The following is a 21830-nucleotide window of genomic DNA, read 5'->3' as shown; positions in this document are numbered from 1 at the left end:
GCGGACTTGCCGATGCCGACGCCGTGAGGAGGGTCAGCGCGGCCAGTCCATGGCGCACGCTGCGCGAATCATGAGCATGTCAGCGTGTCCGTTGCATGACCGCTGGGCTGCGCTCGCGTGCGCTTATTGGAAGCCGTCGGAAAAGATCGCGTCGTTGACGCGTGTGATGAAGACGTCGGTCAGGTCGTCGCGCGTGGAGAGAAAAGCGATGTGGCTGCCGTCGGCCGACAGCTGCGGCTGGCTCGTCATCGTGTCTGTCGCCTCGCGCGGGAACCACGTCAATGTGCGGAACTGACCGCTGTTGCGATCGAGCACGTACAGCTTTGATCTCCGCGCGTCGTCGAACGCGCTGAGACCGCTGTCGAGTTCCCGGTTGATCACCGCCACGAATCGGCCGTCGTCGGAGATCGCCGGGTCGACCGCGGAAATCGAGGGGCTCCCGGCGTGGGAACGAGCGTCGTCGTCCGGCGTTGCGGTCGCGCAGGTACGCCCGCGACACGCTCGATCCGCCGACGGCGACGAAGTTCGTTGCGCTGCTTGTCAGCAACGCGATGCTTCCGCCCTGGGCGAAATCGACGAACGTCGAATCGTGATTGTCCTGTTGGCCCGATGAGCTGACGCTGACGTCCGCCGAGATGCCGCCGCGCGCGTCCTCGAGCGATTGCCACGGACCCGCATTGGCTTCGCTGCCGTCGTCGGCAAGGTTGACGCGCTCGAGCGAGCCGTCATTGGCGTCGTGCAAAAACACGTCGGTGCGGCCGTTGGTATCGCCGCTGACGAGATTGCTGGCCGCCGAGGCGAACAGCACGAAGCGATGGTCGCCGGATCGGGCGAGCAGGTTCGGCGACGGGCCGTTGCCGTCGATGTGGCCGACGATCGTCGTGCGATCGACGAGTTCGATACCCGGGATCGCGGCGTGAACCGGCACTGCGAGCGGCAGCGCCGACGCGATCGCGAGACGGATCGGCAGAGCCTGGATATGCGTTCGGCTAGAGCGAATCAGGAAGGCATGCATCGTGGATTGCCCGTCGGCACCGGTATGGCGCCGCTTCCCCGAGCCCAGACGCCGTTTGAGCAAACCGATGATCACGTCCGCGACGGCGGCGGCCGGTCGCTCGAACCGGCCGGCGAAGATCGCGTGATTTGCGGTGGCCTTCGTTTCCGGGCGCGATCCACGGAGGACGTGTGGCGGCAGTGCTACTGAAAGTCGTCGGCGAACAGCCGGTCCATGAGATCGGTCAGGAATACGTCGGTGAACGCGCCGTTGCCGTCGGCCGGATCGAGATCCGATCGCGTCGAGTTGAACACGACGAAGCGGCCGTCCGCCGAGAAGCGCGGCGCCTCGATTGCGCCGGCTGCTGCCGCGGCGGCGTACCAGGTCAGCGGACGGTAGCTGCCGTCCGCGTCGTCGAACAGGATGAGTTTCGCGCGCCCGCTGTCGTCGAACGCGCTCATGCCGCTGTCGGTCGCCGCAGTGACGAACGCGATGCGCCGGCCGTCCGCCGACAAGGCGGGCCAGTCGCCCGACTTTTCGGCATCGCCCGACAGGGCCAGCACGCGCGTCGCCGCCGCCGAGCGGTCGCGCAGGTAGACGCGTGCACGTGCCGATGTGGCGCCGGCGGCAAAGTTCGTCGAAAGACTCGTGAACACGATGCGCTCGCCGTCGTCGGACACGCCGTAGGGATAGGAACCCCAATCGCCTTGCGCACCGTTCGTCGTGACGCTCGCGCGATAGGTCGTCGCGTTGTCGCGGTCGTGCACGAAGGCATCGGCCTGGTTGTTCGTATCGCCCGCAACCAGATTCGGTGCTCGGCTCGCATAGGCGACGAAGCGTCCTGATGCGGAAATGCGGACGCTCTGCATGCGCCCGTTCGCCGGATTGAGCGCGGGTTCGCCGGCATCGTTGCGGCTGACGAGCGACGTGGCCGCCGACTGGAGATCGCGGACATAGACCTGACAGCCGCTGATCGAGGTCGACGTCAGGTCGGTCGCGCACGAGGTGAACGCGACGAAACGTCCGTCGGCCGATATGTGCGCGCCTTCGCTCGCGCCATCCGCCGCTCCCTCGTCGGCCGCGATGCTGACGAGTTCGACGAGGCCGCTGGCCAGTGTGTAGCGATAGACCTCGCGCTGCGTGCCCGATGCCGGTGCGGCCAGCGCGCCGCAACTGTCGAAGACCACGAAGCGCGCGTCTGCCGAAAGGGTCGGCTTTGCACTTGCGCACGTGCTCTCGCCGTCGTCGTCCTGCACGCTGACGCGACGTGTCGTACCGCTCTGCCGGTCGCGCACGAACACGTCGGCGGCGCCGTTCGTATCGCCGGCAACGAGATTGCTCGCCTGCGATGCGAAGGCGACGTAGCGGCCGTCGGCGCTGACGCTCGCACTCACGGCATTGCCCGCGCCCTGGAAGCGGTCGTTGCTGTGATCGTTCGCGAAAGGCCCGACCGACGACGGCGGCGTCGTACCGATGGCCTGCACGGTGCCGCTCGCCGTGTCGGCACGAAACAGCTGCGCTTCGCGGCGATCGGGCTCGACGTGGCTGCTCGCGAAGAACAACGCGCTGCCGTCGCCGGCGAGCGCCAGCGACGATTCGGTCGGCGCGAGCTCGGGAGCCGTGTGGCTGTGCACGGCATGCTGGTTCGCGCCTGTGTCGCGAATGTAATAAGTGAACAACTGTGCACCTGCGACACTATCGAGCGCGAGCCAGGCGATGCGCTGTCCGTCGGCCGAGACCGCAGCACATTGGCTGTAGGCGAACTGCCCCGGGGGCTGATCGGCGCTGACGCGCTGCGTCGCCCCCGTCGTCCGGTCGAAACGATAGACGTCCGGCAGGCCGTTCGAATCTGCCGGATCGACCGCGGCCGACGTCGCAAACACCGCGTAGCGACCGTCATGGCTGAGGTTCGTCAGGCTGCAGCCGAGACTGAAGAAGCGAACACCGGGCGTCGGCGACGGTTCGGGGAGCTGCGCGCCCGTCGTCGACACGCTGACGCGTTGCGTCATGCCGGACTGCAGGTCGTGCAGGAACAGGTCTTCGCGAAAATTCGTATCGCCGGCGATCAGGTTTTCCGCCTCCGACAGGAACAGCACGTAACGACCGTCGGCCGAGAGCTGCGGACGGCTGCTGTTGCCGCCGCCCGCCGCGCCACCGGCTGCAACGGACGCGAGGCGCAGCGATCCGTCGTTCGCGTCGTGGACATAGATCTGCTCGTACGGCGACGTGCCGCCGGGCAGGTTGCTCGCCGCCGACGAGAAGACGCTGAAGCGGCCGTCGGCGCTGACGTTGCCGGCGTTGCTGGACGAGACACCCGCGCCGCTGCTGCTGCTGCGGCTCAGCATCGTCACCGTGCCGTTCGATCGGTCGAGGCGATAGACCTGATCGACACCATTCGTCGGTTCGTTCACGAGCGACGCCGAGCGGCTGTCGAACACGACGTAGCGACCGTCGTCGGAGACGCCGGCAGCGCCGAGAACCGCGAGCTCGGGTGCATCTTCGCCCGTGTCTATCCTCGCGACATCTCCCGTTGTGCGATCGTGGACGAACAGATCGCGACGGCCGTTGATGTCGCCCGATACGAGGTTGCCCGCGGTCGACGCGAACAGCACGAAGCGGCCGTTCGGCGAAATACCGAACGGGCCGGTCGATGAGCCGTCGGCTTCGATGCGCGCGGCGATATCGGTCAGACTGACGAGTTCCGCCGGTGGCGGACTCGCCAATGCCGATATCGTGAACAGGGCCGAGGTCAGCGCGGCGAGTCCATTGCGCACCAGGTGCGAATCGCGACGACGTCTGCGTGTCCGTTGCATGCTGCTGTGCTCCTCGGTTCTGTCGCTCGGGCGCTATTGGAAGCCGTCGGAAAAGATCGCGTCGTTGATGCGCGTGATGAAGACGTCGGTCATGCCGCCGTTGCCGTCGTCGTCGGTCAGATCGTCGCGGGTGGACAGAAAGGCGATGTGGCTGCCGTCGGCCGACAATTGCGGCAGGCTCGTCATCGTGTCCGTCGTCTTGTGTGGAAACCAGGTCAATGTGCGGAACTGTCCGTCGTGGCGATCGAGCACGTACAGCTTGGATCGCCGGGCGTCGTCGAACGCGCTGAGACCGCTGTTCAGTTCTCGGTTGATCATCGCCACGAATCGGCCGTCTTCGGAGATCGTCGGGTCGACCGCGGAAATCGAGGGGGTGCCCGGCGTGGGAATGAGCGTCGTGGTGCCCGCGTTGCGATCGCGCAGGTACGCTCGCGGGACACTCGATCCGCCGACGGCGGCGAAGTTGGTTGCCGTGCTCGTCAGCAGCGCGATGCTTCCGCCCTGGGCGAAATCGGCGAACGTCGAATCGTGATTGCCCTGCTGGCCCGACGAGCTGACGCTGACGCGTTCTGTCGTTGATGTGAGTCGGTCGAAGACGAAGGCGTCGTAGTGGTTGCTCGTGTCGCCGGCGACGAGGTTGCTCGCGCTGCTGGTGTAGCCGACGAAACGGCCGTTCGCCGACAGGCGCGACGCACTGTAGCTGTTGCCCGTAGCCGGTTCGCCGCTGTTCGAACGACTCACGAGCACGGTGACGCCGGCGGCGACGTCGCGCAGATAGTGCTGGCACAGATTGCCGCCCGAGATCGCGACGAGATCGCGGGCACACGAAAAGAACGCGACGTACTGACCGTCGTCGGATACGTCGGACTCGAAGCTCGCGCTGTCGGCTTGCGCGCCCGAACTGTCCACGCTGATGAGCATGAGCGATCCTCCGACACGGTCGTACCGGTAGATTTCGTTCTGGGTGCCGCTGGCGGGCGACGCGAGTGCACCGCAGCTCGTAAACGTGACGAAGCGGCCATCCGACGACAGCGACGGCTCCACGCTCGCACAAGTGCTTTCGGTGCCGTCGGCGCGCAGGCTGATGCGTTGTGAGGTGCCTGTCAGACGATCGCGTACGAATACGTCGAACACGCCGTTGGTATCGCCGGCAACGAGGTTCTCGGCGACGGACGCGAACGCGACGAAACGTCCGTCGGCGCTGACGGACGGCGCCGTGTAACGGTCGACTTCCCCGTTGGCGTATGCGCCGATCGACCAAGCCGGCGCCGTGCTCGGACGCGACAGCTTGCTCGTCGCGATGTCGAACCGGAACACCTGCAGCAATCGATTGGCGAGCGGAAGCTGCATGCCCGAAAAGAACACCGCCGACGCGTCGCGCGACAGGGACTGTTCCACGCTGGTCGGAGATTGCATCGCGGGCAAGGCGAGCACGGTCGATGTGCCGGCGATCATGTCGCGGAGTACCAGTTGCGTGGGCTCAAAGTGTCCGGGAAAGTACTGAAACAACACCTGTTGGCCGTCGCCGGAAATCGAGGGGGTGCGGTGGATCGCCGTCGGCGTGGTTCCACTGGTGTCCGGGCTGACCAGCGTGGTCGTGCCGCTCAGACGATCGAATCGATAGATGTCGTGCAGAACGTCCGTATCCGACGCCGTCAGCCGCGTGACTGTCGACAGCAACGCAAAGCGGCCGTCCGCGCTGAGGCGATTCAAGCCGGTCTCGTCCGGCCAGATCTGCGGCGGTACCGGCGCCGGAGCGCCCGTGTCGGTGACGCTGACTTGCTGCGTCGTGCCCAGCTGCAGGTCGCGCAGGAAGAAGTCTTCGGTGTTCGGCGTGCCGCCAGGCACGAGACTGTCGCTGAAGGAGGAAAACAGCACGAATCGTCCGTCGTCGGAAATTTCCAGGTTGCGGTCGCCGATGACTGCCGGTGTGCCATCCGTGGTCACGCTGACCGTCACGATCGCGCCGGTGGTCGTGTCGATACGGTAGATCGGCACCGAATAGTCGACATGGTCCGGAAAGTTCGAAGCGCCGGTAATGACGATGGTGTAGCGGCCGTCCGGCGTAGTGGGTCCGGGAATGACGCCGCTGTCGGCCGGCTCGCCGTCCGTACCGCGGCTGATCAGCGTCGTCGTGCCGTTGGTCCGGTCTCTCCGGTATAGCTGTGCGAACCCGCCGGTGGATGCCGCAACCAGGTTGGTCGCCCGGCTCTGAAATGTCACGTAGCGACCGTCCGCAGAAACGCCGGCGCGCGTGTGGGGATACAGATCGCGCGTATCGCCGATGGCCTCGCTGCCATCGTTTGCGACATTGACGCGCTCGATCGCGCCCGTGTTCGCGTCGTGCAGAAACAGATCCTCGTTGCCGTTGTGGTCGCCGACCACGAGGTTGCTCGCGCGTGACCAGAACAGCACGAAGCGACCGTCGGGCGACGTGGCTACCGGACCGCTCGAGGAGCCGTTGCTGTCGATATAGGCGGCGATCGTCGTGCGGTCGACGAGTTCGATGCCGGGAATGGCCGCGACCGAGGGCAGGGACAGCGGCAGCAGCGCGATGGCGCAGCGCCGGCCGATGAGAAACGCACAGGACATGGATTGACTCCAGGGATGGATGCCTGCGGCACGGGTCGGCCGCTTCCCTGATGCCTTACGGAGATTTGCCGCCAGCATGATCACGGCGGCGTCCCGGCGGCTCCGGTCGGGCAGCGCGACCGGCGATCCAGGAACGGGTCAGCGCTTCGCGCCGCGCTGCTCGTCGTTGGATTTCTTGATCTGGCGATAGTGCTCGATGTCGCTGACGAGCTGCTTCTCCATCGCGGCGCGGTCGGCCGTGCGGCGTTCGAGGAACGCCTTCTGCTCGGCAAGACCGGAGCGCAGCGTATTGATCTGCTTCTGCACGGCTGCGGGTACGGGCTTGCCGTTGCGTTCCTGCTCGGCGGCATGGACGAGGCGTTCGGCGAGGCTCTTTTCCTGGCTCGCGATGCCGACTTCGGTGGCCTGGATGTTCTGCGTGATCAGGTCGATCTGACCCTGCAGCGATTTGCGCAGGTCGTCTTCGGTCGGATAGGCGGCGAGCATCTGCGCGTCGTTGCGCGCGGCTTCGTCGGCCCGGCGCTTCTCGGCGGCGATCTTGTCGGCGGCGGCCTTCGCGGCGGCGAGTTCTTCTTCGGTCTTGGCGCGTTCGACGCGGCGCACGACGACGCCGTGTTCGTTGACGACTTCATAGCCGAGGCGCGTGGCCTGCGGCGGTACCGAGTCGGAGTAATGCAGGTTGCCGCCTTCGTCGCGCCACTTGTAGCGCAGGCGGTCGCCCGCGGCGGACGCGACTCCCGACAGCAGCGCCAGAGCGATCAACGTACTGCGTACAACGGACTGCATCATGGGTTCCTCCTCGAAAAGCCAGTATAGGTCGCGCCCGTCGCGAACGGGTGTGCGACCCCGCACGGCTCAGGCAACGCCGTAACGCTGGCGATAGTCCTGTAGACGGGCTTGCTGCGCGGCGAGTTCAGGCCGTTCGGCCGTCAGGGTCAAAAGATCCGCCAACTGCGCAATCGCGAGAACGGGAATACCGAACTCGGCGGTGACTTCCTGCGCAGCGGACAGCGGCCCCTGGCCGCGTTCCTGCCTGTCCAATGCAATGAGCACGCCAGCCGGCTCGGCGCCCTGGCCGCGGATGATCTGGAGTGACTCCCGGATTGCGGTGCCGGCGGTGATCACGTCGTCCACGATCAGCACGCGGCCGCGCAACGGCGCGCCGATCAGGTTGCCGCCTTCGCCGTGGGTCTTGGCTTCCTTGCGGTTGAACGCGAACGGAAGGTCGCGGCCGTGGTCGGCCGCCAGCGCGATCGCCGCGGCGGCCGCCAGCGCGATGCCTTTGTAGGCAGGGCCGAACAGCATGTCGAAGGCGAGTCCGGATTCGACAGCCGTGGTCGCATAGGCGCGACCCAGCCGGGTCAGTGCCGCGCCGCTGTCGATCAGTCCCGCATTGAAGAAGTACGGGCTGGTCCGGCCGGACTTCAGCGTGAAATCGCCGAAGCGCAGCACCTGCTTGTGCAGGGCGAGGTCGAGGAAGTCGCGTTGGTGCGGGCGCATGCGGGGGCTCCGGCGAAAAGGAGGCGATTGTACGAGGCACGAACCCGTTCCAATCGACGACCCGTTGCCAGCACGCGCCGAAGTGCGCTCTGCTAGCGCGTCCGCGCCCTAGCATGGGCTTCATGGTGTCCGCCCCCCACATGACTGGCCTCAAACGCTTCTTCGCTTCGCCGGCGCGGCTGTTCTGGGCGCTGCAATCGATCGGCTGGCTCGGCTATTTCAGCCTGCATTACCTGGCCGCGATGGGGCACGGCAAGCCCTGGGACTACGTCTGGGTGTCGGCCGCGGCAACCGCGATCGGCTTTGGCGTGACCAGCCTGCTGCGCCTGGGCTATCGAGCAATCTGGCACCTGCCGACCGGGCGCATGATCGCGGCGGCTTGCCTGCTGCTGACGCTCGCGACCGCGATCTACTCGCTGACCTACGCCGAGGCGGTGTTCCGCTGGTGCTTCGAATGCCGTCCGGAAAGCCTGCTCGGCTACATAGGCTACTTCGGCTCGGCGCTGTACGTGATGTTGTCCTGGAGCGGCCTGTATTTCGGCATCAAGTTCAGCCGCGAAATCGCCCACGAGCGCGAGAACGCGCTGCGCGCCAACGCGACCGCGCACGAAGCGCAGCTCAAGATGCTGCGTTATCAGCTCAATCCGCACTTCCTTTTCAACACACTGAATGCGATTTCGACGCTGGTGCTCGACAACCAGAACGCGACCGCCAACCGCATGGTCACGGGCCTGTCGGCGTTCCTGCGCCATTCGCTCGACTCCGATCCGATGCTGCGCGTCACGCTCGAGGAAGAACTCGAGGCGCTGTCGCGCTACCTCGGTATCGAGCAGATCCGCTTCGGCGAGCGCCTGCGCGTCGTCATCGACGCGAGCCCGGCGGCGCGCCGCGCGCTCGTGCCGAGCCTGATGCTGCAGCCGCTGATCGAGAACTGCATCAAGCACGCGATCAGCCGGCGCATCGAAGGCGGCACGGTCGCGGTGCGCGCGACCGTCGTCGACGACTGTTTGCGGATCCGGGTAGAGGACGACGGCCCGGGTCTGCCCGAGGAATGTCACGGCAACGGCAATGGAGTCGGTCTCGCCAACACGCGCGAGCGGCTCAAGGTGCTGTACGGCGCGAAGCAGGGCGTCAACGTCCGCACGCGCGACGCAGCCGAAGGCGGCGGCGTCGAGGTCGCACTGCATCTTCCCTACGAAACCCGGAGCGAGGCGTGATCCGCACCCTGATCGTCGACGACGAACCGCTGGCCCGCCGCGGGCTGGAACTGCGCCTGGACGCGCATGCCGACATCGAGATCGTCGGCCAGGCCGGCAACGGCCGCGAAGCCGGCTTCGCCATCGCGGCGCTGAAACCGGACCTGATGTTTCTCGACATCCAGATGCCGGAAATGGACGGCTTCGCTCTGCTGCGCTCGCTGCCGACCGAAACGCTGCCGCTGACCGTGTTCGTGACCGCGTACGACCAGTACGCGCTCGACGCGTTCGCGGCCTGCGCGGTCGACTATCTGTTGAAGCCGGTCGAAGGGCAGCGTCTGGCTCAGGCGCTCGACAGCGTACGCGAGCGCCTGCAGTCGCGTGCCGCCGGCGGCGACCGCGACAAGTTGCTGCGCCTGCTGGCGCGCATGTCGGGCAAGACCGACCTGACCCTGGCCGACGCGCTCGCCCAGGACGCGGGCGAGTCGTCGACCCCGCAGCGCCTCGCGATTCGCGACGGCAACCGCACGGTGCGGCTCGATCCGGAGTCCATCCGCTGGATCGACGCGGCCGGCGACTATCTGTGTATCCACACCGCGGCCGAGAACTTCGTGATCCGCGCAACCATGCGCGACATGGAGCAGCGCCTGGATCCGCGGCGCTTCCAGCGCATCCACCGCTCGACCATCGTGAACCTCGCCTGCGTGCGCGAGCTGCGCTCGCACCTCAACGGCGAATATTTCGTGACGCTGGAGTCCGGACAGACCCTGAAGCTGTCGCGCAGCTACAAGGACAAGGTGCACCTGCTGCACTGAGCCGCCGCCACGCGTCCGGATCCGCCGATTCGTACGTGGACGGCGTTCGGAACCGCCGGGCCGGACGACCGCCGCGCTGCGTTCGACCAACCTGGATCCCTCCGGTAGACGAAGGGTTCGGGCGATGGCATCGACGACGGGGTCATGGGCGCGCCGCTGCGCACATCTGGTGTTTGCCGTGCTGTGTGTGGCCGTGGCCGCCTACGCGTTTCATTTTCTTTATGGCGAGTTCCGGCCGCGCAACCCCTTCGACCGGCGTTTCGCGGTCGGCGGCATCGCGGTGCCGGCGCATTTTTTCGGCGCCGGTCTTGCGCTGGCGCTTGCGCCGTTCCAGGTCTGGGCCCGGTTGCGCGGCCGCCTGCCGCGCGCGCATCGCGTAGGCGGCTGGCTCTATGCCGGCGGCGTGCTGACCGGCGGCATCGGCGGACTGGCGATGGCAACCGACGCCCACGGCGGCTGGGCCAGCGGCGCGGCGTTCGCGCTGCTGGGCGTGGTCTGGATCGCTTCGACGGCACTGGGGGTCGGCTTTGCGATAGCCGGCGACATCGCGCGTCACCGGCGCTGGATGTGGCGCAGCGTTGCGCTGACCGCTTCGGCCGTGACGCTGCGCCTCGAACTCGCGATCGGCCAGGGCGCGCTGCAGCTGCCGTTCCTGATCACCTACGTGTTCGCGGCCTGGAGCTGCTGGACCATCAACCTCGCGATCGTCGAATGGTGGCTGCGTCGCCGCCCGTCTGCGCGTCGGATGCTGGAGTCAGGGATCGCCTGATCCGGCCGGTCGGCCCGCGCCGCGCTGGCGGTAGAGGCTCGGCGTCGCACCGACCTGACGCTTGAACGCCGCGTTGAAGGTCGACTTCGAGGTGAAGCCGCAGGCATAGGCGATGTCCAGCACGGTGCGCGTATCGGCCGCGTCGTCGAGGCAGCGGCGCACGGCGTCGACACGCTGCCGGTTCACGTAGTCGCAGAAGTTGTCCGCGAAACGGCGGTTGATGACGGCGGAGACGAGGTACTCGGGGTAGCCGCTGCGCCGCGCGAGCTGACCGATGGTCAGCGCGGGCTCGCGGTAGAGCTGTTCGCGCTCCATGAGCTGCGCGAGTCGTGTTTCGACGTGGGGGAAGCGCGCGTCGTCCGACGCGACCGCAGGCGCGTGCGTTTCTTCTGCCGCGGCCGGCGGGTCCTGCGGCAGCGCGGCCTGGCCGAGGCTCAGGTATCCGACCGTAAAGATCCACAAAACTACAGCGCCGTAGATCAGCGGATAGTCGACGTAAGGAAGATTCGTGAGCCATTGCAGCGTCGCAATGACCCAGATGACGGCCTGTGACAGGGCCATCGTGTCGATCCAGTGCAGCGACAGGCGGTCGGCGTCGGAGCGTCGTTCGAGCAGAACGCGACGGTATCGGCGCACGCGCAACAGCGCCGCGATCACATAGCCCAGCCCGTAGCCGAACAGGAACAGATCGAACCACAACTCCGGACGAAGTCGCGCGCCGGCGGCGAAGTGCGCTTCGATCGCCGCATGCGGCTGCAGGAACACATCGGACTTCGCCGCGAGCGCGATCAGGAAACCGGCCAGATGCAGCAGATCGCGCCGGCTCAGCGCGCGCGCCTCGGTCAGGCGGCGCACATAGACGTAGAACGCACTGCTGTAAAGAAACGGAAACAGGCCGACGAAGCGATAGAGCTTGTAGTACGCCGGCCCCGGTTCGTGGAAGTACAGCGCCTTCACGACGAGATCGAATCCGATCAGCGCGATCCACGCGGCAAGCACGCGGTTGCCCGCGCGGTTGACCGGCCGCCGCCACAACGCGAGTGCGAGCCACGCCGCCTGCGACGCGCCCACTACGAAGACTATGCTCCAGAACGTCATCGACGGACCGCATGAACGCCGCGCGGCGGGACCCGAGATTATTGCCGAGGTCATCGCGCCAGGCCCATAGGTGCGTCGGACGCTCCGGCGGCCTAACCGGTATAGCCCGATTTGCGCGTTTCACGAGACTGAATGCGCGTCGTCGTGCGCACTGCCGCAACACCGGCGTTCGCTCCGGCGTGTCGCGAACGCTTTTCGTCGCAAGCCACGCAACCACTATGACCTTCGCCGCATCCCAACGTAAGTCGCCGGCGCGAATCTGGTGCACAGGGTGGCGCCACGGCGCCGGCAGCGGGAGGAACCCATGAAACTCATCGAAACATCGCTGCGCAATCCGATCGCGGTCGGCGTCACCGTGCTGATGGTTTGCGTGTTCGGATTGCTGAGCCTGCGCGAGCTTCCGCTGCAGCTGTTCCCGGACATCGAGCGGCCGCAGATCTCGATCAACACCGGCTGGCGCTCGGCCTCGCCGGTCGAAGTCGAGTCCGAACTGCTGGAACCGCAGGAACAGGTGCTGCAGGGTCTGCCGGGTCTCGAGGAACTCGACGGCAGCGCGAACACCGGCGGCAGCAACATCAATCTGACGTTCGCGATCGGCACGGACATGAAGAACGCGCTGGTCGAAGTGCTCGGCCGGCTGAACCGGCTGCCGCCGCTGCCGCGCGACGCCGACCGGCCGGTCGTGCAGCTCGGCGCCGACGATTCGAACCAGTCGCTGACCTGGTTCTTCGTGCAGCTGCTGCCCGGCACCAAGGGCAAGATCACCGACTATCGCGAATTCATCGACACTACGGTGAAGCCGCGCATCGAAGCCGTGCCCGGCGTCGCCGGCGTCAACATCAATGCGGGCCCGCCCGACGAAGTGCGCATCACGGTCGATCTCGCCAAGGCCGCGGCGATGGGCGTGTCGATTACCGATATCGCATCCCGCGCGGCGAGCGCGACCGACGTCTCCGGCGGCCAGGTCGAAGTCGGCCGCCGCCAGTACACATTGCGCTTCGTCGGCAGGTATACGCCCGACCAGCTCGGCGAGCTCGTGCTGGCCTGGCGCGAAGGCCGTCCGATCAAGCTCGGCGACGTCGCGGCGATCGAAGTGCGTCCGCCGGAACCGCGTTTCTTCGCGTACCAGAACGGCAATCCCGCGATCGGCATGCAGATCCTGCGGCAGAGCGGCGCAAACGTGCTCGGCACCTTGAACGAGGTCAAGAAGGTTGTCGCCGAGCTGCGCGACGGGCCGCTGAAGGCGCAGGGACTCGGCATCGAGCAGTCGTTCGACTCGGGTCTCTTCATCAATCGCGCGGTCGGCCTGCTCACGGAAAACCTCATCGTCGGCGCGCTGCTCGCGCTGATCTGCGTCTGGTGGTTCATGCGCGACGGTCGCGCGACGCTGCTGATCGCGACCTCGATTCCGATCTGTCTGCTCGCGACTTTCGTCGTGCTGCATCTGACCGGCCGCACGCTCAACGTGATCTCGCTGGCCGGTCTCGCGTTCGCGGTCGGCATGGTGGTCGAAGGCGCGATCGTCGTGTCCGGCAACATCATCCGGCTCAAGGAGTCGGGCATGACGCCGATCGAAGCGGCGCTGGCCGGCGCCAAGCAGGTCGTGCCGGCGCTGTTCGCCTCGACCGTGACGACGATCGCCGTATTCCTGCCCGTGCTGTTCCTGCAGGACGTCGAGGGCCAGATCTTCGCCGACCTCGCGCTGACGATCTCGATCTCGGTCGCAATCTCGATCGTCGTCGCGCTGACCGTGCTGCCGGCGGCCGCGGGCGGCTGGCTCAAGGCGAAGAAGCTGACCTCGGGCTACGGCGACGGCTGGCCGTCGCTGACCGAACGCATCCTGCGCTGGACCGACACGCCGACCAAGCAGCTGACCTGGGTCGCGACGCTGCTTGTCGCGCCGCTGATCCTGTGCTGGGTGTTCCTGCCGCGCCTGGACTACCTGCCGCCGGTCAAGCGCGCGGCGATCGACGCGTTCTTCAGCTTCCCGCCGGGCATGAGCCCGGAAACCGTCAACCGCGAAATCGCCGGCAAGATCCTCGAGCGCCTGCAGCCCTACATGAAGGGCGAGAAGCAGCCGCAGCTCAAGAACTACTACCTGCTGCTGTGGCCCGGCGGCGGCACGATCGGTGCGCGCGTCGTCGACGAGTCGCGCATCGGCGAACTCGAGAAGATCGTGCGCGAGGAAGTCGTCGTCGGCCTGCCGGACACGCGTGCCTTCGCGACCGAAGGCGATCTGTTCGGCGGCTTCGGCGGCTCGGCGCGTTCGATCGCGATGCATCTGCAGAGCGACGATACCAAGGCGCTGGAACGCGCCGCCGAACAAGGCCGCCAGCTGCTCGAGAAGACCTTCCCGGGCGCGAACGTGCAGGCGTTTCCGAATACCGATTCGGTGCAGTCGGAACTGCACGCGGTGCCGAACGACCGGCGCATCGCCGAAGCCGGCTGGGACCGCAGCTCGGTCGGCACCGTCGTGCGCGCGCTCGGCGAAGGCGCCTGGCTCGGCGAATACTTCAACGGCGAAACGCGCGTGCCGATCATGCTGCGCGCGAGCGCCGGCCAGACGCCCGAGCAGCTTGCCGAAGCGCCGCTCGTGACGCCGTCGGGGCAGATCGTGCCGCTCGGCGATCTCGTGAGCCTCAACACCGCGATGGGCCCGACGACGATTCGCCGCCTCGATCACCGTCGCACGATCAGCCTCAGCGTCGATCCGCCGGCAACGCTGTCGCTCGAAGAGGCGCTCGCGACGCTCAACCGCGACGTCGTGCCGAAGCTGCGTGAAGCGATGCCGGAGGACGGCACCATTCTCATGGCCGGCAGCGCCGATCGCCTCGAGCAGATCGTCGGCACGATGACGAAGAATTTCGCGCTCGCGCTGCTCGTGCTGTTGATGATCATGGCCGCGCTGTTCAAATCGCTGCGCGACGCCGTCATCGTCATGCTGACCGTGCCGCTCGCGCTGATCGGCGGCATGGTCGGCCTGCGCGTGCTCGGACTGTTCGCATTCCAGCCGCTCGATCTGCTGTCAATGATCGGCTTCGTCATGATGATCGGCGTCATCGTCAATCACGCGATACTGCTCGTCGACCTGACGCGCGAGGCGCAGAACGACGGCCATTCGCTCGACGATGCGATCCGCATGGGCCTGAATCAGCGCCTGCGCGCGATTCTCGCCTCGACCATGACGGGTGCGCTCGGTGCTTTGCCGATGGCCGTGAATCCAGGCCCGGGCAGCGTGATCTATCGCGGCCTTGCAGCGGTCAATGTCGGCGGCGTCGTCGTCGCGCTGGTGTTCTCGCTGCTCTTGATGCCGAGCCTGATGCGTCTGAGCCAATGGCGCCGCCGTCCGAAGAATCCCGCCGAAGCGCAGCCGGTCGCCCGCGAATCCGGCTATCCGCGCGCGGCCTGATGCAATCCAGGAGATGAACATGAAAGCCTTTCCGCTGAGTCTGCTGTTGACCGCACTGATTGCGGCGCCGACGGCGCTGACGACCGCTGCGGAGCCCACGCCCGCGGCACCCGCGGCGACGGTCGCCGTCGCGGAGGCGACCGCGTCGAAGCTGTCGCCGACGCGCTGGGTGCCGGGCAGCGTGGTCAGTCGCGACGATGCGCGTATCGCGACGCTGGCCTCGGGCCGCGTCATGGACATCGCCGAAGTCGGCAGTGTGTTCAAGAAGGGCGAGCGCATCGCGAAGCTCGACGACGTGCCGTTGCGCCTGCGCCTCGAACAGGCCCGCGCGACCGCCGGCCGCGCGAAGGCGCAGCGCGATCTCGCGCAGACGCAGATGTCGCGGCTCGCCAAGCTCGCACCGGGCAACGCCGTCGCGCAGACTCAGCTCGACGAGGCGCGCGCGACGCTCGAAAGCGCCAACCAGGAACTCGCGCGCGTCGACGCCGAGCGGCGCAGCATCGAGCACGATCTCGGAGAGACCGAGATTCGCGCGCCGTTCGACGGCGTGGTCAGCGAGCGCTTCGTGCAGCGCGGCGAATACCTGCAGATCGGCGCGGCGGTCGCGCATCTCGTCGACACAGGCCGTCTCGAAGCGCGCGTGCAGGCACCGCTCGCGCTCGCGCCGCAGGTCAAGACCGGACAGGAAATCCAGGTGCGCCTGCGCGATGCCGTGCAGCCGGCGACCGTGCGCGCGGTCGTGCCGGTCGGCGACGAGCGCTCACGTCAGTTCGAGCTGCGCGTGACGCTGCCGGAAGACTTCGCGCTGGTCGGCACGGCCGTCGAGGTCGCGCTGCCCGAAGCGGCGAACGCCACGGCGCTGACGGTCCCGCGCGACGCGCTCGTGCTGCGCGAAGCGCACACCTACGTGATGCGCGTGAAGGCGGACAACACGGCCGAACGCGTCGAAGTGCGCGCCGGTGCGGCGCGCGATGCGTTCGTCGAAGTCACCGGCGAGCTGAGTCCGGGCGACAAGGTCGTCGTCCGCGGCGCCGAGCGCCTGAATCCGGGGCAGAGCGTGCGCGTGGTCGAAGGCTGAAAAATCGCGCGGGCCGTGCTTGGCGCGACCCGCGCGCGCGGCTACATTGCCCACTTCGTCGGGTCGGAGTGAGCAATGCGCATCGTCAGTTTCAACGCCAACGGCATCCGGTCGGCGGCGACCAAGGGCTTCTACGACTGGCTGTCGGCGCACAAGGCCGACATCGTCTGCCTGCAGGAAACCAAGGCGCAGGAACATCAGCTGACCGACGCGCTGTTCCGGCCCGCAGGTTTCCACAGCTACTACCGCGACGCGACGAGCAAGAAGGGCTACAGCGGCGTCGCGATCTATTCGCGCACCAAGCCCGACGAAGTCCGCACCGCGCTCGGCTGGGCGGACTTCGACGAGGAAGGCCGCTACATCGAAGCGCGTTACGGCAACCTCAGCGTCGTGTCTCTCTATTTTCCGTCGGGATCTTCCGGCGATGAGCGGCAGGCGTTCAAATTCAAATGCATCGACTGGATTTCGCCGGTGTTCGAGGAGTGGCTCAAGAGCGGCCGCGACTACGTGATCTGCGGCGACTGGAACATCGTGCACACGCGCAAGGACATCCGTAACTGGAGTTCGAACCAGAAGACCTCGGGCTGCCTGCCCGAAGAACGTGCCTGGCTCGACAAGCTGTTCCTGCAGCACGGCTGGGTCGACAGCTATCGCGCGCTGAAGCCCGACGCCGAGGACTACACATGGTGGTCCAACCGCGGCCAGGCGCGCGCGAACAACGTGGGATGGCGCATCGACTATCAGGTCATCACGCCGTCGCTGCGCAAGCGGCTCAAGAGTTGCGAGATCCTGCGCGATCCGCGCTTCTCGGATCACGCGCCGTATACCGTCGATTACGCGCCGGAACCGAAGTGAGCGCGGTCGCCGGCGTCGCGCGCGAATCGGCGATGCAGCGCTTCCGGCGCGCGTTCGCGCAGCCGGCATCGTGGGTCGTCTGCGTATTCGGCTTCGGCTCCGGCCTGCCGTTCCTGCTCGTCGGCGTGACGCTGGGCTACTGGTTCCGAGAACGAGGCCTGTCGCTCGGCGCGATCGGCGTGTTCAGCTGGATCTCGATGCTCTACGTGCTCAAGTTTCTCTGGGCACCCCTGCTCGACCGCGGCACGCCGTCGATTGCGGCCGACCTCGGCCGGCGCCGCGGATGGCTGCTGCTGTCGCAGCTCGGCGTCGTCGCGGGACTGGCCGCGATGGCGTTGATAGGCCCGGGCGATGAGCATCTCGGCGTCTTTCTCGCGGTGCTCGCCTTCACGACGTTCTGCGGCGCGACGCAGGACTGCGTCGTCGACGCGTATCGCATCGAGATCGCGCCGAAGGAAGATCAGGGCGCGCTGATCACGACATATTCGCTTGGCTATCGCATCGGCCTCGTGCTCGGCGGTGCGCTCGCGCTGTACGCGGCGGATCTGTTCGACTGGCGCACGACATACCTGCTGATGGCAGCCTTCATGCTGATACCGGCCGTCATGACGCTGTATGCGTCCGAGCCGCCGGCACCGCCGGACGCCGGCGACGAACCGGTGCGCGTTGACGGTCGCGTCATGGCGGCCATGGAAGTGGCGTTGCGCGACTTCCTGCGTCCGGTGACCGAGTTCTTCGCGCGCAACGGCGCGAAGCTCGCACTGACCTTCCTGCTGTTCGTCGGCCTGTACAAGCTGCCGGACCAGATCATCGGCGTCATGGCCGGGCCGTTTTATCTCGACCTCGGATTTACGAAGAGCCAGATAGCGACGGTGTCGAAGGTTTATGGCGTCTGGCTCGGATTCGCCGGCGCGCTGCTCGGCGGCATCGCCGCTACCGTGCTCGGCGTACGCCGTTCGCTGCTGATCGCGGCGCTTGGTGTCGCGTTGTCGAATCTCGTGTTCCTGCTGATGGCGGCGAACCCGGGGCAGGTCTGGAGTTTCATCGCGGCGATTTCGGCCGACAATTTCTGCCAGGGCTTCGCCGGCAGCGTACTCGTCGCGTTCATGTCGGGCCTCGCCGACGTCCGTTTCAGCGCGACGCAGTACGCGTTGCTCGCATCGTTGTCGAATCTGCCCGGGAAGCTGCTCGGCGGTGTGTCCGGATTCTTCGTCGAGGCGTTCGGGTTTCAGGCTTTCTTTGCGCTGAGCGCGGTATCCATCTTGCCGACCCTATGGCTGTACTGGCGGCTCCGGCCTCATATGGAAGGTGCGCCGCCGGCGTCCGCGAGCTGAAATTCACGCCGCTTGCTGCGACAATCCCGACAGGGGGCATCCGCGAACGCTGACACGAGGGCGCTGTGCCAGACATTCTCGTACGCCATATCGACGACATCCTCGCGGATCGCATCAAGGAGATCGCGCGCGAGCATCAGTGGTCGATCAATGAGGCCATTCTGTTCGCGCTGCGCCGCGGCGTGGGCCTCACCGGCGAAGACATGCACCGTGAGCTGCATGACATCGCGATGCTGTCGGGGACCTGGGAGTCCACCGAGACGGCGGCCTTCCGTGCGGCACTCGAAGCTTTCGAGCGCGTATCCGGCAAGCCGCTGTTCACCGACGACGCGATCGAGAATCAGGAACCGAAGTAGATCGCGCCGAGCACACGCGGCCCGCGCGCGCCGGTGACGTCGGCGCGATTGCCGGGCAGGCCGAGCAGGCGCTGCCGCGCGAGCCAGGCGAAGGCCATCGCCTCGACATAGTCCGGATCGACGCCGCAACTGGCTGTGCTCGCCACGGTCGTCGGCGCCAGCGCGGCGGCGATCGCTCGCATCAGCGCCGTGTTGTGAACGCCGCCGCCGCACGCGAGCACCTGCTGCGTCTGCGGCGCATCGCGCCGGATCGCGGCGGCGACGCTGCGTGCCGACAGCGCGAGCAGCGTCGCCTGCACGTCGACCGGCGCGATCGGATAATTGTTGAGATGACGATCGAGCCAATCGAGGTTGAAGACTTCGCGGCCGCTGCTTTTCGGTCCGGTCTGTGCGAAATAGGGCTCGTCGAGCATTCGTGCGAGTAACGCTTCGTCCACGCGGCCCTGTGAGGCCCACGCGCCGCCGGCGTCGCAACCGATGCCGCGTTGCCGCAGCGACCAGGCGTCCATGAGACAGTTCGCCGGACCGGTATCGAAGCCCGTCACCGCCGCTGCCGGGCCGCGTCGCAACACGGTGATGTTGGCGATGCCGCCGAGGTTGAGCACAACGCGATCGCGCTCAGGGTCGCCCAGCAATGCAGCATGCAGTCCCGGCACCAGGGGGGCCGCCTGACCGCCGGCTGCGATATCGCGGCGTCGGAAATCGCCGACCGTCGTGATGCCGGTGCGTTCGGCGATCACGTTCGGATCGCCGAGCTGCAGGGTATACGGCGCGGCAAGAGCCGGCTTGTGCCGCACGGTCTGGCCGTGCGAGCCGAGCGCGCGAATGGCCGCCGGCGCTATGCCTTCGCGGTCCAGCAGGCCAAGGGCGGCCTCGGCGAATGCATGACCGAGTTCCACATCGAGCATGCCGAGTTCGTCGAGGTTGATCTCGGCCGTGTCGCGTGCCAGCGCGAGCACGCGCGGCCGCAGGGCGGCCGGATACGGCACGGCGCATGCGGCACGAAGCTCCGGAGCGGAACCGAACGACACGAGCGCGACATCGATGGCGTCGGCGCTCGTGCCCGAAATCAGGCCGAGATAGAGCTCGGCGGCGGCTGACGTCACGCGTCAGCGCACCATGGCGAGGCGCGAATCCTCGTAACGCTTGAGCTGCGCGAGCATCGGCTGTGTCAGCTGCTTGAACTTCGCGAGCTCGGTCGACGGCAGCGGCTCGGGCTTGGGCAGCGTCACCGTGAGCGGATCGCGGTGCTGGCCGTTGAGGCGGAACTCGTAATGAAGGTGGGGGCCGGTCGCCAGACCGGTCGATCCGACGTAGCCGATCAGCTGGCCTTGGCGTACGCGCTGGCCGGCCGAAAGACCCGAGGCAAAGCGCGACATGTGGCCGTACACCGTGCTGTATTGACCGCCGTGCTGCAGGATGACGACGTTGCCGAAACCGTTCTTGACGCCGCGGAACTCGACCTTCGCATCGCCGGCCGCGTAGATCGGCGTGCCGGTCGGCGCGGCGTAGTCGACGCCCTTGTGCGCGCGCATGCGGCCGAGCACCGGATGCATGCGGCCCGCGCTGAAGCGCGACGAAATGCGCGTGAACTCGACCGGCGTGCGCAGGAACGACGTCTTCAGCGGCCGGCCGTCCTCGCTGTAGAAGGACACGCCGCCTTCGGTATCCTGATAGCGGAACGCCGTGAAGCGACGGCCGCCGTTGACGAAGGTCGCGCCGAGAATATCGCCGTCGCGCAGGCGCTCGCCGTCGCGGTAGACGTCGTTGTAGATCACGGTGAAGCTGTCGCCGACGCGCAGATCCTGCGCGAAGTCGATGTCGTAGCCGAAAGCCTGCGCGAGCTTCAGCGTCATCGAGTCGGTCATGCCGGCCGAGTCGCCGGCTTCGAACAGCGAACTCTTGATCGAGCCGTGTGCGACATGGACGCGGCGCTCGAGCGCGCGCTCGGCGATTTCGCTCTTGACACCCTCGGCGTCGACGCGCAGGACGACGCGCGTGTGGTCGTCACGATCGAAACGCAGCGCGGCAAGCTTGCCTTCGGGCGACTTGCGGAACGCGAACTCGTCGCCGGGATGAATGCGGCGGAACGCACCTTCGTCGACCTTCGCGTCGACGAGACGCTGCAGTTCGGTCGGCGAAAGGCCCTGCTCGTGGAATATGTCGGCGAGCGACTGCCCGGCACGCACGATGACGATCTTCCATTCGTCGCCTTCCATGCCCGGCACCATGCCCGCGGCGGCGAGTCCGGCCAGCGCGCGATCGTCCGCAGACGTCTGGTCGGCCGACAATGCCGGCAGAGGCAGCGCGAGCGTCGTGACGCTTGGCACCTCTTCACGGCGCATCGCGTTGGCCCAGGTCGGCATGATCATGCCGACGATGACGGTCAACGCGACGGCGACACTGGCGAGAACCCAGTGTTCGCGGCGCCACGAAATCGGCGACACCGACACGTTCTGCGCGAGCGCCCAAGTTTTACACTTTGAGTAAAACTGGAAATGTTTGCGAAGTGCGCGGCGACGCAGCGCAAGGCGGCGGTTCGTACGGCGGCTCGAATGAGGTGCGGCTGGCGTCTCGGTCACGGTCGCATTCCGATCAAACGGCTCGTACCATAGCCGCCCGATTCGAAACCCGTCAACGCCAGTATTGGCGCGGGTTTGCGCCCGGTCACGTGGTTAACGAATAATTAACTGCACTCACCATTTTTAGCCGTCCGCGAGCGAAGGCCGGAGCGTCGCGCTGCCTGCGGATGGAACGTATTCAGTGGAGAAGCAGGCATGAGCCAGTTGCAGGAAGCGCTTGACCTCATCGGTCGCGGCGCCGAGGAAATCATCAAGCGGGAAGATCTCGAGACGCGCCTCAAGCTCGGACGTCCGTTGCGCATCAAGGCGGGCTTCGATCCGACCGCGCCGGACCTGCACCTCGGCCACACCGTGCTGTTGAATAAAATGCGGCAGTTTCAGGATCTCGGCCACCAGGTCATTTTCTTGATCGGCGACTTCACCGGGATGATCGGCGACC

The 21830-nt window shown here is 66.8% G+C and carries 17 protein-coding genes and 1 pseudogene; 10 read left to right on the top strand and 8 right to left on the bottom strand.

Translation table 11 applies throughout. The features are described 5' to 3' along the window. Positions 1-123: 123 nt before the first annotated feature. On the bottom strand, positions 124-381 hold the full coding sequence (locus VLF18_RS12665) for a hypothetical protein (protein ID WP_325279989.1): 258 nt from the start codon (positions 379-381) through the stop codon (positions 124-126). 280 nt (positions 382-661) lie between these two features. Between VLF18_RS12665 and VLF18_RS12660 the strand changes: the two genes are divergently transcribed. Next, positions 662-1204 (top strand): hypothetical protein, encoded by a 543-nt coding sequence (locus tag VLF18_RS12660; protein ID WP_325279988.1) that lies wholly within the window; start codon positions 662-664, stop codon positions 1202-1204. On the opposite strand, the gene VLF18_RS12655 is transcribed toward VLF18_RS12660, so the two are convergent. The 4 genes from VLF18_RS12655 to pyrE all read right to left on the bottom strand — a co-directional run bounded on the left by VLF18_RS12655 (position 1198) and on the right by pyrE (position 7899). Continuing rightward, positions 1198-3807, bottom strand: coding sequence for a hypothetical protein (locus VLF18_RS12655; RefSeq protein WP_325279987.1), 2610 nt, complete (start codon positions 3805-3807; stop codon positions 1198-1200). The genes VLF18_RS12660 and VLF18_RS12655 overlap by 7 nt on opposite strands. Before the next feature lie 33 nt (positions 3808-3840). Beyond that, positions 3841-6399, bottom strand: a complete 2559-nt coding sequence (locus tag VLF18_RS12650; protein WP_325279986.1) for a hypothetical protein — start codon at positions 6397-6399, stop codon at positions 3841-3843. A 138-nt stretch (positions 6400-6537) separates the two neighbouring features. Further along, positions 6538-7188 carry a DUF4124 domain-containing protein gene (locus VLF18_RS12645; RefSeq protein ID WP_325279985.1) on the bottom strand — a complete coding sequence of 217 codons (651 nt, stop codon included), beginning with the start codon at positions 7186-7188 and terminating at the stop codon, positions 6538-6540. 66 nt (positions 7189-7254) lie between these two features. Beyond that, positions 7255-7899 carry an orotate phosphoribosyltransferase gene (pyrE, locus tag VLF18_RS12640; RefSeq protein ID WP_325279984.1) on the bottom strand — a complete coding sequence of 215 codons (645 nt, stop codon included), beginning with the start codon at positions 7897-7899 and terminating at the stop codon, positions 7255-7257. A 140-nt stretch (positions 7900-8039) separates the two neighbouring features. On the opposite strand from pyrE, the gene VLF18_RS12635 reads away from it, so the two are divergent. From VLF18_RS12635 to VLF18_RS12625, 3 genes are all read left to right on the top strand, one after another. Next, positions 8040-9116, top strand: a complete 1077-nt coding sequence (locus VLF18_RS12635; protein ID WP_325279983.1) for a sensor histidine kinase — start codon at positions 8040-8042, stop codon at positions 9114-9116. Further along, positions 9113-9910, top strand: coding sequence for a LytTR family DNA-binding domain-containing protein (locus tag VLF18_RS12630; RefSeq protein WP_325279982.1), 798 nt, complete (start codon positions 9113-9115; stop codon positions 9908-9910). Before VLF18_RS12635 ends, VLF18_RS12630 begins: the two co-directional genes overlap by 4 nt. A 124-nt stretch (positions 9911-10034) precedes the next feature. Beyond that, complete coding sequence (locus VLF18_RS12625; protein WP_325279981.1) at positions 10035-10679, top strand: DUF2306 domain-containing protein; 645 nt, start codon at positions 10035-10037, stop codon at positions 10677-10679. Here VLF18_RS12625 and VLF18_RS12620 read toward each other — a convergent pair. Beyond that, positions 10665-11750 (bottom strand): AraC family transcriptional regulator, encoded by a 1086-nt coding sequence (locus VLF18_RS12620; protein WP_325279980.1) that lies wholly within the window; start codon positions 11748-11750, stop codon positions 10665-10667. The two genes, VLF18_RS12625 and VLF18_RS12620, sit on opposite strands and share 15 nt — an antisense overlap. A gap of 331 nt (positions 11751-12081) precedes the next feature. Between VLF18_RS12620 and VLF18_RS12615 the strand changes: the two genes are divergently transcribed. The 5 genes from VLF18_RS12615 (at position 12082) to VLF18_RS12595 (ending at position 18809) form a co-directional block, all read left to right on the top strand. Continuing rightward, a complete protein-coding gene (locus VLF18_RS12615; protein WP_325279979.1) occupies positions 12082-15186 on the top strand; it encodes an efflux RND transporter permease subunit in 3105 nt (1034 codons plus the stop codon). A 19-nt stretch (positions 15187-15205) separates the two neighbouring features. Next, positions 15206-16264, top strand: coding sequence for an efflux RND transporter periplasmic adaptor subunit (locus VLF18_RS12610; RefSeq protein ID WP_325279978.1), 1059 nt, complete (start codon positions 15206-15208; stop codon positions 16262-16264). A 75-nt stretch (positions 16265-16339) separates the two neighbouring features. Beyond that, on the top strand, positions 16340-17119 hold the full coding sequence (locus VLF18_RS12605) for an exodeoxyribonuclease III (RefSeq protein ID WP_325279977.1): 780 nt from the start codon (positions 16340-16342) through the stop codon (positions 17117-17119). 32 nt (positions 17120-17151) lie between these two features. Then, positions 17152-18453 (top strand): AmpG family muropeptide MFS transporter, encoded by a 1302-nt coding sequence (locus VLF18_RS12600; RefSeq protein WP_325279998.1) that lies wholly within the window; start codon positions 17152-17154, stop codon positions 18451-18453. A 65-nt stretch (positions 18454-18518) separates the two neighbouring features. Further along, positions 18519-18809, top strand: a complete 291-nt coding sequence (locus VLF18_RS12595; protein ID WP_325279976.1) for a hypothetical protein — start codon at positions 18519-18521, stop codon at positions 18807-18809. On the opposite strand, the gene VLF18_RS12590 is transcribed toward VLF18_RS12595, so the two are convergent. Both VLF18_RS12590 and VLF18_RS12585 read right to left on the bottom strand, forming a co-directional pair. Continuing rightward, positions 18794-19915: an anhydro-N-acetylmuramic acid kinase gene (locus VLF18_RS12590; RefSeq protein WP_325279975.1), complete on the bottom strand. Its 1122-nt coding sequence runs from the start codon at positions 19913-19915 to the stop codon at positions 18794-18796. The genes VLF18_RS12595 and VLF18_RS12590 overlap by 16 nt on opposite strands. Before the next feature lie 3 nt (positions 19916-19918). Continuing rightward, a complete protein-coding gene (locus VLF18_RS12585) occupies positions 19919-21256 on the bottom strand; it encodes an OapA family protein (protein WP_325279974.1) in 1338 nt (445 codons plus the stop codon). A 330-nt stretch (positions 21257-21586) separates the two neighbouring features. Here VLF18_RS12585 and VLF18_RS12580 point away from each other — a divergent pair. Beyond that, a pseudogene (locus VLF18_RS12580) lies at positions 21587-21830 on the top strand (tyrosine--tRNA ligase); the annotation flags it as partial.

Source organism: Tahibacter sp. (assembly GCF_035481375.1).
In the GTDB taxonomy this organism is placed as follows: domain Bacteria; phylum Pseudomonadota; class Gammaproteobacteria; order Xanthomonadales; family Rhodanobacteraceae; genus Tahibacter.
This window is presented reverse-complemented; position numbering and strand designations above follow the sequence as displayed.

Excerpts from the sequence above, each read along its gene's own strand:
- VLF18_RS12655 (WP_325279987.1), bottom strand. The coding sequence starts at position 3,807 with ATGCAACGGACACGCAGACGTCGTCGCGATTCGCACCTGGTGCGCAAT.
- VLF18_RS12650 (WP_325279986.1), bottom strand. The coding sequence starts at position 6,399 with ATGTCCTGTGCGTTTCTCATCGGCCGGCGCTGCGCCATCGCGCTGCTG.
- VLF18_RS12645 (WP_325279985.1), bottom strand. The coding sequence starts at position 7,188 with ATGATGCAGTCCGTTGTACGCAGTACGTTGATCGCTCTGGCGCTGCTG.
- pyrE (WP_325279984.1), bottom strand. The coding sequence starts at position 7,899 with ATGCGCCCGCACCAACGCGACTTCCTCGACCTCGCCCTGCACAAGCAG.
- VLF18_RS12635 (WP_325279983.1), top strand. The coding sequence starts at position 8,040 with ATGACTGGCCTCAAACGCTTCTTCGCTTCGCCGGCGCGGCTGTTCTGG.
- VLF18_RS12625 (WP_325279981.1), top strand. The coding sequence starts at position 10,035 with ATGGCATCGACGACGGGGTCATGGGCGCGCCGCTGCGCACATCTGGTG.
- VLF18_RS12615 (WP_325279979.1), top strand. The coding sequence starts at position 12,082 with ATGAAACTCATCGAAACATCGCTGCGCAATCCGATCGCGGTCGGCGTC.
- VLF18_RS12610 (WP_325279978.1), top strand. The coding sequence starts at position 15,206 with ATGAAAGCCTTTCCGCTGAGTCTGCTGTTGACCGCACTGATTGCGGCG.
- VLF18_RS12605 (WP_325279977.1), top strand. The coding sequence starts at position 16,340 with ATGCGCATCGTCAGTTTCAACGCCAACGGCATCCGGTCGGCGGCGACC.
- VLF18_RS12600 (WP_325279998.1), top strand. The coding sequence starts at position 17,152 with ATGCAGCGCTTCCGGCGCGCGTTCGCGCAGCCGGCATCGTGGGTCGTC.